The organism is Pedobacter sp. (genome assembly GCF_035566355.1).
Classification (GTDB): Bacteria; Bacteroidota; Bacteroidia; order Sphingobacteriales; family Sphingobacteriaceae; genus Pedobacter.
Genome location: NZ_DATMRL010000699.1, coordinates 1 through 10618, shown reverse-complemented (window position 1 = coordinate 10618; position 10618 = coordinate 1). Strand labels below are relative to the sequence as shown.

The 10618-nt window shown below is 44.6% G+C and carries 7 protein-coding genes; 6 read left to right on the top strand and 1 reads right to left on the bottom strand.

Going from position 1 to position 10618, the window contains the following annotated elements; all coding sequences use genetic code 11:
* The 5 genes from VNZ46_RS27530 to VNZ46_RS27510 form a co-directional block, all read left to right on the top strand.
* Window positions 1-1246: alpha-N-arabinofuranosidase (locus VNZ46_RS27530; protein ID WP_325564603.1), on the top strand; the 1246-nt coding region annotated here is incomplete at its 5' end.
* 4 nt (window positions 1247-1250) lie between these two features.
* Window positions 1251-2234 (top strand): glycoside hydrolase family 43 protein, encoded by a 984-nt coding sequence (locus tag VNZ46_RS27525; protein WP_325564601.1) that lies wholly within the window; start codon window positions 1251-1253, stop codon window positions 2232-2234.
* Between the two features lies 1 nt (window position 2235).
* Window positions 2236-4221 carry an alpha-L-arabinofuranosidase C-terminal domain-containing protein gene (locus VNZ46_RS27520; protein WP_325564599.1) on the top strand — a complete coding sequence of 662 codons (1986 nt, stop codon included), beginning with the start codon at window positions 2236-2238 and terminating at the stop codon, window positions 4219-4221.
* Entirely contained in the window at window positions 4218-5231 is a 1014-nt protein-coding gene (locus VNZ46_RS27515; protein ID WP_325564597.1) for a family 43 glycosylhydrolase, read from the top strand. The genes VNZ46_RS27520 and VNZ46_RS27515 overlap by 4 nt, the downstream gene beginning before the upstream one ends.
* On the top strand, window positions 5192-6736 hold the full coding sequence (locus VNZ46_RS27510) for an arabinan endo-1,5-alpha-L-arabinosidase (protein ID WP_325564595.1): 1545 nt from the start codon (window positions 5192-5194) through the stop codon (window positions 6734-6736). The genes VNZ46_RS27515 and VNZ46_RS27510 overlap by 40 nt, the downstream gene beginning before the upstream one ends.
* A gap of 2 nt (window positions 6737-6738) precedes the next feature.
* On the opposite strand, the gene VNZ46_RS27505 is transcribed toward VNZ46_RS27510, so the two are convergent.
* Window positions 6739-8427 (bottom strand): M1 family metallopeptidase, encoded by a 1689-nt coding sequence (locus tag VNZ46_RS27505; RefSeq protein WP_325564593.1) that lies wholly within the window; start codon window positions 8425-8427, stop codon window positions 6739-6741.
* A 278-nt stretch (window positions 8428-8705) separates the two neighbouring features.
* On the opposite strand from VNZ46_RS27505, the gene VNZ46_RS27500 reads away from it, so the two are divergent.
* A partial coding sequence (locus tag VNZ46_RS27500) for a DUF5695 domain-containing protein (protein ID WP_325564591.1) occupies window positions 8706-10618 on the top strand: 1913 nt, incomplete at its 3' end.

The window sequence follows — 10618 nt, the reverse complement described above, 5'->3', positions numbered from 1 at the left end:
TCGCTACCACTGGAAAGATGGTATTGGGCCAAAAGAGCAGCGGCCATCTATCGTCAATACCATGTGGGGCGGAGTAACAGAAGACAACAGTTTTGGTACTCATGATTTTCTGAACATGTGCAAACTGTTGGGGACTGAAGCTTATCTGGCTGGTAATACCGGAAGCGGGACTGTTCAGGAGCTTGCAGACTGGGTACAGTATGTGAATTTTGAAGGAAAAAGCCCGATGTCCGACCTGCGGGTAAAGAACGGACAGACCAAGCCATGGAATGTGAAATTCTGGGGTGTAGGAAATGAAGCCTGGGGCTGCGGGGGGAATATGACGCCTGAATATTATGTAGGTGAATACCGCAGATATGCCACCTTTATGGAAGGTAGAAATCTGTTTAAAATCGCTTCCGGAGCTAACGTAGACGATTACCACTGGACAGAAACCTTAATGAAAGGTATTCCCTTACAAATGATGGACGGTATTGCCCTGCACCATTATTCCTTTCCGAGTTGGGAGAAAAAAGGCCCCGCTACCGGTTTCACAGAACAACAATATTTTGAGACTATGAAAACGGCCTTAAGGATGGAGGAACTGATTACTAAACATACCACCATTATGGATAAATACGATCCAAAGAAAAAGATTGCCCTGGTGGTTGATGAATGGGGTGGATGGTTTGAAGTAGAAAAAGGAACCAATCCTGGATTTTTGTACCAGCAGAACACCATGCGCGATGCCATGATCGCAGGAGTTACTTTAAACATCTTTAACAATCACAGCGACCGGGTGAAGATTGCCAATCTGGCCCAGTGCGTCAATGTGCTGCAAGCGGTTATTTTAACCAACAAAGAAAAAATGCTGCTTTCGCCAACCTATCACGTTATGGAAATGTACAAAGTACATCAGGATGCGACTCTGCTTCCGGTAGAAGTAAAAACAGATGATTATGTATTTGGACAGGAAAAACTGCCCTCGATATCTATCTCTGCCTCCAAAAATGCAACCGGCCTAACACATGTTTCTGTGGTGAACATCAACAGCAGCAAAACTGAAGAAATTGAAATTGATATCGATGGCGCGAAATTTAAAACCGTAAGCGGCAGGATACTGACTTCTTCTAAAATAGACGATCACAATACCTTTGAGAAGCCGGATTATGTTAAAGCTATTCCCTTTAAAGGTGCCGTACTGAAAGATGGGAAATTAAAGGTGAAATTACCTCCTTTTTCCTTAGCTGTACTTGAACTTAACTAAAAGCATGATGAGAAAGATCTTCAAAACCTTCGTTTTACCTAATGCCTGTTTGACGCTGTGTTTCCTGTCTGCATTCAGTAGCCGTGCACAGTCTGTTAAGGTTGTGGAAGGCAACCCGATTATTAAAGACAAATACACGGCAGATCCGGCAGCTCTGGTCTATAAAGATAAGGTCTATCTGTATACCGGCCATGATGAAGCACCTGCCGGACAGGAACGCTACCTGATGAATGAATGGCTGGTCTATTCTTCTTCCAATCTGATTGACTGGGAAGAACATCCCTCGCCGCTGAAAGCTCGGGATTTTTCCTGGGCAAAAGGCGATGCCTGGGCCTCCCAGGTGATCGAGAAAAACGGAAAATTCTATTGGTATGCAGCTGTTGAGCATGGCAGTATTTCTGGGAAAGCCATTGGTGTTGCGGTTGCCGATAGTCCAATTGGTCCTTTTAAAGATGCCAGAGGTACAGCGTTAATTACCAATGATATGACCACAGATGTGAAGATTAGCTGGGATGATATTGACCCAACTGTTTTTATTGATGACGATGGACAGGCTTACCTTTATTGGGGCAATAGTCAATGTTATTACATTAAACTCAAAGCAAATATGACTGAACAAGACGGCCCGATCCATAAAGTTGATTTGCCGGGATTTACAGAAGCCCCCTGGCTTCATAAACGTAAAGGCTGGTACTATTTGTCTTATGCTTACCAGTTTCCTGAAAAGATCGCCTATGCTATGAGTCGTTCAGTAACTGGTCCCTGGGAGTTTAAAGGTATTTTGAATGAAGTGGCCGGAAATTCCAATACCAATCACCAGTCCATCATTGATTATAAAGGTAAGTCCTATTTTATTTACCATAACGGTTCCATTCCAACAGCAGGAGGAAGTTACCGAAGATCAGTTTGTATAGATGAACTGTTTTACTACGCAGATGGTACCATAAAACGCATCAAAATGACAACCGAAGGGTTAAAAGGAAAATAATATGTTGAAACGATATTTAATCACGACCATAGCCGCATGTAGTCTACTATTCCATGCACAGGCACAAAAAAGTAAAACCATTGAGGTAAACCCAGACCAGATCACGGCCCATGTACAACCTGAAATGTGGGGAGTATTTTTTGAAGACATCAATATGGGGGCCGATGGAGGTATCTATGCGGAATTGATCAAGAACCGTTCTTTCGAATTCTACAAACCCTTGATGGGCTGGACGGTTCAGGGGCAAAAAAAGCAGGAAGGTGATGTATTAGTGCTGAACAAAGGGGAAACAGATACCAATAACCCCCGGTTTTTAAGAGTTCTCTCCAGGGGGACTAACAAAGTTGATCTCAGCCTGACCAATGAAGGTTTTAAAGGGATAGGAGTTAAAAAAGGTTTGAACTACGACTTTTCTATTTACTACAGAAATGCCAGTCCGGGCCTTAAATTACATGCTGAACTGATCGACAGTACCGGACGGGTGATCGGTGCGGGTATATTGATACCTGAAAGCCAAGACAAGCAGTGGAGGAAACAATCCCTGAGTTTTTTCGCCTCTGAAACGCTGAACAAAGCCAAATTTAAGCTTTGGTTTGAAGGCGCAGGGCAAATAGATCTGGACCAGATTTCCTTGTTCCCAGGTGATACCTGGAAAAAGAGAAAAGGTGGTTTGAGAGGAGATATGGTACAAATGTTGGCCGATATGAAACCCGGTTTTATCCGTTTCCCCGGGGGATGTGTTGTAGAAGGACATGAGCTTTCTACCCGCTACCAATGGAAAAAAACCATTGGACCAGTAGAGAACCGTAAACTGATGGTGAATCGTTGGAACACTGAATTTGCCCATCGGCCGTCACCAGATTATTACCAGACCTTTGGCCTTGGATTTTATGAATATTTCCAGCTTTCTGAAGACATAGGAGCAGAACCTCTGCCAATCCTAAACTGTGGCATGGCCTGTCAGTTCAATACTGCAGAGCTGGTTCCGTTGGATGAACTGGATCCTTATATACAGGATGCGCTGGACCTGATCGAATTTGCCAATGGTGATGTTAATACCACCTGGGGAAAGGTTAGAGCCGAAATGGGTCACCCCGAGCCGTTCCGTTTAAAAATGATGGGTATTGGTAATGAGAACTGGGGGCCCCAGTATTTGGAGCGCCTGGCCTTGTTTACCAAAGCAGTGAAAAGTAAATACCCGGAAATTAAACTGGTCAACAGCTCGGGGACAGACCCCAATGGCGAACGTTTCGACCTTCTGAACCAATCGCTCAGAAAAGTGAAAGCCGATATTATCGACGAACATTACTATCGATCTCCAGAATGGTTTCTGCAGAATGCAAAACGCTACGACAATTATGACCGCAACGGCTCTAAAGTTTTCGCCGGCGAGTATGCTGCGCAAAGTGACGGTACTGCCAAACCTACCAATAAGAACAATTGGAAATGTGCTATTGCAGAAGCCGCATTTCTAACAGGTTTGGAAAGGAACGCAGCAGTGGTTCACATGGCTTCTTACGCACCTTTGTTTGCGCATGCAGAAGGTTGGCAGTGGACTCCGGACATGATCTGGGTAGACAACCTTAGGGTATATGGTACACCGAATTATTATGTACAGCAGCTGTATTCCCTGAACAAGGGAACAGACGTAGTGAGTATCCTCGAAGACAACCAGATCCTTGCCGGACAAGACAGCATCTATGCTTCTGCGGTGATCGATAAAAAAACGAAGGAACTGATTATAAAGGTTATCAATGCCTCTTCATCGGCCAATAACAGAGAGATTAATATTGTCGGAGGTCAAAAATTGGAAGCAAAAGGTCGCTTGATCTTGTTGCAAAATCAGAATCTGGATGCCGTCAATACTTTTAGTAATGCGGTAAACGTGAGCCCGAAAGAGCAGAGTCTGACGGTAAAGAACAATCGTCTTTCCCTGCAATTGAAGCCTTATTCATTTAGTGTGATCCGCATAAAAATGAAATCATGACCAGATACGCAATGCTTTTTTTGATCTTATTCCCTGGTATTCGTATCAGTGCCCAGGAATATAAAACTGATATTTCGGTACACGATCCGGTGATGATCAAACAAAAAGACACCTATTATCTGTTCGCTACAGGCTGGGGTATTAACGTTTGGAGTTCTAAAGACAGAAAAAACTGGAAGGCTGAAAAACCAGTGTTCCCAAATGCACCGGAATGGGCGGTACAGACTATTCCCGGGTTTAAAGGACATATCTGGGCACCGGATATCTTTTTTAAAAAGGGAACTTATTACCTGTATTATTCTGTTTCCGCTTTTGGCAAAAATACGTCTGCTATTGGTGTGGCCACCAATAGCACGTTAGATCCCTTATCTCCGGATTTTAAATGGACAGATCAGGGCAAGATCCTGCAATCTTATCCTGGCAAAACCAATTGGAATGCTATAGATCCCAATGTGATTACTAATACCCACGGAATCCCATGGATGGTTTTTGGCTCCTTCTGGGATGGTATAAAATTGGTAAAACTGCAAAAAGGTTTTTTGCAGGTGGATGAAGACCTGAACCAGATTCAAACCATTGCCAGCCGGAAAAGGGATCCGGGATCGCCCAATCCTCCGGCGGTAGATGGTAATCCTGCAGACGCAGGGGGAAATGCCATTGAAGCACCTTTTTTGTTTAAAAAGAACGGATATTATTATTTGTTTGCCTCTATAGACTATTGCTGTAAAGGGGTTAAAAGTACTTATAAAATGATTGTGGGCCGTTCGAAATCTATTAAGGGCCCATATCTTGACAAATCTGGCATCGCGATGACCAAAGGTGGTGGAAGCCTGCTCCTTCAGGGGGATGAACATTGGCATGGAACAGGTCATAATGCAGTTGTTCGGTTTGAAGGAACAGATTATCTGATCTTTCATGCCTATGATGCCACAGACCATGGCATACCGAAACTCCGGATAGAAAAACTCCAATGGTCGGACGGTTGGCCAGCCGTACCAGAACACCACTGATCACCTCCAATAACCAAACCGATATGAACCTATTCAAACCAACAATGTTCTGGCTGGGCATCGCGCTTGCGCTGCCGTTTTATGCCTGTAAAAAAGAAAATGCTTTTGATAAGCTGGGAAATACTGTTCCCGCCCATGCAGATGTGGCTTTTAACATCAACACCATCAACGATACTTATGCCGATGTCGCGGCTGCTCAGTACAGTTATATGTGGGGGGTATATAATGTACATGACCCATCTATTTTTAAAAGTGGCGACTGGTTTTACTGTTACAGTACAGATGCCGGATATGGCATTGCGGTGCGGCCAGGTATCCAGATCCGCAAATCAAAAGATCTAGTGAACTGGCAATTTGTAGGCTGGGTGTTTGGTGGCATACCCAATATGGGCAATAATTACATCAAGCAAAACGGAGCGACCTCCAATGACGGGCTTTGGGCACCTTATATTTTAAAAGTAGGATCAGAATACCGGTTGTATTATTCGCTGGCTTCTACGGGATTCCGCATCAGCTGTATAGGACTGGCTACCGCCTCCTCTCCGGAAGGGCCCTGGACAGAAAAGGGAATTGCTGTAAGTTCCGTAACTGCAGGAGCCGGAACTAATGCTATAGATCCTACAGTTATGGTTACCCCTGCGGGAGAACAGTATATGATCTATGGATCTTCCTGGGACGGCCTCTTCCAGGTACAGCTGAACCCGGCAACCGGATTGGCCAATATAGCAGGTGACCGAGGAAAACGTATTGTAAGGCGGGGCAGAACCGGTGGCAATTACAATGGGAACCTGGAAGGTCCGGAAGTAATCTACAATGCAGAACAAAAAATGTATTACTTGTTTGTAGCCTACGACTGGCTGGCGACCAAATACAATGTCAGGGTATTTCGCTCTGCAAGTCCAACAGGACCTTTTCTGGATTGGAACGGCCGGAGTGCAGACCTGCAGGAAGACCATGGACCAATGATCCTTGCACCTTATAAATTTATGGGTCATGGTGGCTGGGCGGGCGTTTCCCATCCTGCGGTATTTCAGGACAAAGGACAATATTATATTGCTACCCAGGGCAGACCAGGTGTAGATCTGAACTTTATGGTTTTGCATGTCCGCAAGATTTTCTGGACACCTGAAGGCTGGCCATCGGTTTCTCCCGAACGTTATGCCAATGTACCTGATGATGCAGTAAGTAAGGAACAGATCAACGGAGATTATGAGCAGATCGTTTTGGGTTATGTCACTGTTCCAGGCTATGGTGCAGAGCAAACCGATCCTCAGTATTCTGTTGCTGGTAAAACCACACTGAATGCCGATGGAAAGATAAACGGAGATGCCAATAATACCTGGGCCTATAATGCACCCTGGTTGGAACTGCGCTGGGCAGGTGGTTTATTTGTAGATAAATTGCATGTTTCCAGGGAACGCGACTGGGAAAATAAAAAACAATCCACCATCGTAATGAGTGGGTTTAATGGCGCAGGAACGGCGATTTGGTTTAAGAAAATGTAAGATCAGATCTGTTCGGCTTTAACGCTGACATAATAGGACTTTTCTATGTTTGCTGTTTCAAATAAGGAGACCTCGCCGGCTTTTAAAGTTCGGGTCTGAAATTGTTCTGATGGAAAGAGCTTCACACGAAGCTCTTTCCGTTTTAAAACCAAGGGAAGGTTAAAACCTTTTATACAGTTGCGCCAGCGATAAGCCACTTCATTTTTTGCCAGGTTGAAACGGAGTTCCAGTTCCGGGATTTGTGTGGTCCTTAAATATTGATCATAGACCTTACTGTAATCGTAACCTGCCTGGTTAGACAAATAGTTCTCTATTTCTTTAGAGGTAACGGTTTGATGATAGAAGGTTTTATTCAAGCCGCGGATGATGTTGCGGAACAATAGGTCATTGTCTATACTATGGCGAATGGTATGGATCATATTGGCCCCTTTAGGGTACATGTCCCCGCTGCCCTGTGCGTTGACATTGTATGCTGGAATAATGGGCTGGTCGTTGCGGATACCTTTTCTAATGCCATAGTTGTAGGCATTTCCAGCTTCTTTTCCAAAACGATATTCTGTATACAAGGTTTCACTATAATTGGTAAAGCCTTCATGTACCCACATGTCTGCAAGGTCTTTTGTGGTAATGTTGTTGCCGAACCACTCATGTCCGCTTTCATGCACAATAATGAAATCCCATTTCATACCCCAGCCTGTTCCTGACGCGTCCCTTCCGCCATATCCGGGTTGGTACTTATTGCCATAAGCCACCGCGCTTTGATGTTCCATACCTGAATGTGGAGCATCAATAAGTTTGTAACCATCTTCGTAAAAAGGGTAGGGACCCATCCAGTATTCAAAACTCTTAAGCATATATTTTACTTCTGCAGGCATATAGGATTTGGCTTTTTGCAAGTTATAATCCAGCACCCAGTAACTCAGGTCCAGCTTTCCTTTTGCTCCGGGATAGACCTCCGTAAAGTTGACATATTTTCCAATATAAGGAATCAGGCAGTAATTATTGATCGGATTAACCACTACCCATTTATAACTGGTTGTGCCATTACCATTGTTCTTTTTAAAAGCCAGCCGGCCATTGGCCACCGCAATTAGACTGTCCGGAACGGTCATGGTTAAAGAAGCGCCTTTATCGGGTTCGTCACTTTGATGATCTTTACATGGATACCAAATAGAGGCTCCTGCAGCACCCTGGCAGGCCACAGTCATCCAGGGACGGCCCTGTGCGTCTTTAGTAAAGATCCATCCACCATCCCAGGGTGCACGAATGGCTTCATGTACTTTACCATGATAAAAGATCTCTATTTTTTGGATGCTGGCCTTTTTCTGATCAGGTACATCCACCAGCCAGGAGTCACCATCCTGGGTAAAATTAATTTTTTTTGATCCGTTTAATAAAATGCTGTCAATGGAAAGCGGGGCTTTCAGGTCAATTTGCATGCGTTTGCTGCCTGGATTTGCCGTGACAAGATAAGTGATGATGTTCTTTCCTTCAATTGTTTTTGCTGTATAATCCGGCTTAACACTGATATCATAGCGCTGGACATTCCACCAGGAACGTTCAGGTGTCACACTTCCTCGGAGGGTATCAGCATGGCTATAGATTTTTGTATGTTGTGCTTTTACCTCATGGCAGAGTATAAGCAGGGCGAAACTGGTCACAGCGGTTTTGAACAGGAAAGGTGTCTTCATTTTATCAAATCAAATTTGGTCTAAACAAACAGGTCATCTGATCAAACATCGACATTCCTGTTTAAATTCTCTGGCTCTGAATTGATCCAAACTTTACGAAAATTAACCCGGTTTTTGTTTTTTTGACTAAAATAGGCTTAATTATAGGCTGGATGAGGGAGGTCTTTGTTGCTATGTGATAAAAATAGGCTATAATCAGGCAATTTATGGTGAAATATTGGCCAGGCAGGCACCTACTTTTAGGTTTGATTTGCTTGTTTCATCCAAACCTCAAAATTATGCCCCTAAAACCTAAAATAATTGTATTCGTATTGTTGCAAGGCGCCATCTGTTTCTCCGGCAAAGCCCAGGATCGATGGAAGGAAATTGCCACAAGGCCGACTACCCTGGACTTGAAACCGGGAATAATGGATCTTAAGGCAGGTCCTTTCCGGCTTAAACTTGTTAAATCTTCTCAAACCACAGCAGGACTGCAGCCTGAAGGCGAGGTTGGTTTTGATTATACACCGGCAGACTGGCTGGAAAAGAGAGGAAAGGATGGGTTTTATCATCTTGGAGACCTCAATCTGCAATTGAGAACAAAAGCTTCTCTTTCCTGGCAAAAGTTTTCCACCGCAAGCCAGCGTCATGAAATTAAAACCTTAACCGCACTGGGAGACACTCTTGCTGCTGCAGACCTTTCAGCTACTTTGGCCCAAAATCTGCCCTTAAATGTGAGACGATACTGGATAAAGGATCAAAATAGTCTGGTCTTGCTTTTCAGGATCAGCAATACCAGTGCAGGCCCGGTTGAGTTGGGTGCATTGGGTATTCCGATGGTATTTAATAATATTCTGGATGGGAAATCACTGGAAGAAACTCATGCGGGCAATGTATTCTATGATCCCTATATTGGCCGGGACGCGGGATATGTGCAGGTTACTCGTCTAACTGGGAAAGGTCCGGTTATGCTGGTGCTTCCTTATGGAAAGACACCACTGGAAGCCTATAGTCCTTTGTTAGATGATCCAACCCCCAGGGGAATTGCTTTTGAGGGCTTCCATGAATGGATGGTTTACAGCAAAGCAAGGACGGAGCAGGATTGGAAAGGGGCAGAACAGTGGAACGAAGCTCGTTCTGTTGTGCTAAAAGCTGGGGAAGCCAGGGTTTATGGACTTAAATTTATACTCGCAGATTCTATTGGAGGAATTGAAGCTAGACTAGTGCAAGAGCATAGACCTGTTGCCATTGGTGTACCGGGTTATATTCTGCCAATGGATGTGAATGCAAAATTATTTCTTAAATACCCAGCTCAGATCAAAGAGATCAAAGTGATGCCGGAAGGGGCACTTCAGTGGCAACGGACAGGTATTTCTGCTGAGGGCTGGGCCACTTATGAGGTGAAGGGAAAGAGATGGGGTAATGCCCGTCTAACTCTGACCTATCAGGATGGGTTGGAACAGACCATCAGTTATAAGGTGATTAAACCTGAAACAGAGTTAGTTGCATATTATGGACGTTTTTTAACCCGGGAACAGTGGTTTGAAGAACCTCGTGATCTGTTTAAGCGAAGCCCTTCTGTAATCAGTTATGATTATGAAAAGAAGGAGCAGGTGAAACAGGATAGCCGGGTTTGGATTTCCGGACTGAGTGATGAAGGAGGTGCAGGTGGTTGGTTGGGTGCGATGATGAAACAACTGGTGCAACCTAATGCAATTGAAATCCGTAAACTGCAGCGTTTTGCAGACAGTACTCTTTGGGGTGGGCTGCAGGTTAAAGATGGCCCCGAAAAATATGGTGTAAAGAAGAGCCTGTTTTATTACCAGCCAGATTCGGTTCCTGCAGGGACGTACAGTCCGGATATTAATTATAAAACCTGGGCAGCCTGGAGTCATAAGGCAGCTAACGATGTCGGTCGGTCTTACAATTATCCGCATGTAGCTGCGGCAGACTGGGTCTTGTACCGTTTGGCCCGTAACCATCGGGGATTAGTGACCGGAAAGGATTGGAAATGGTATCTGGACCTGGCTTTTCATACGTCGATGGCTATGGTGTCGCTTGCCCCAACTTATGTTGAGTTTGGTCAAATGGAAGGGACGGTATTTTTGCTGATTTTGAGGGACCTGAAAGATGAAGGCCTTGTTTTGCAGGCCGGGCTTCTGGAAAAGGCCATGCGGGCACGTGCAGATCACTGGCGGTCTTTGAAATATCC

Excerpts from the sequence above, each read along its gene's own strand:
- VNZ46_RS27525 (WP_325564601.1), top strand. The coding sequence starts at position 1,251 with ATGATGAGAAAGATCTTCAAAACCTTCGTTTTACCTAATGCCTGTTTG.
- VNZ46_RS27520 (WP_325564599.1), top strand. The coding sequence starts at position 2,236 with ATGTTGAAACGATATTTAATCACGACCATAGCCGCATGTAGTCTACTA.
- VNZ46_RS27515 (WP_325564597.1), top strand. The coding sequence starts at position 4,218 with ATGACCAGATACGCAATGCTTTTTTTGATCTTATTCCCTGGTATTCGT.
- VNZ46_RS27510 (WP_325564595.1), top strand. The coding sequence starts at position 5,192 with ATGGTCGGACGGTTGGCCAGCCGTACCAGAACACCACTGATCACCTCC.
- VNZ46_RS27505 (WP_325564593.1), bottom strand. The coding sequence starts at position 8,427 with ATGAAGACACCTTTCCTGTTCAAAACCGCTGTGACCAGTTTCGCCCTG.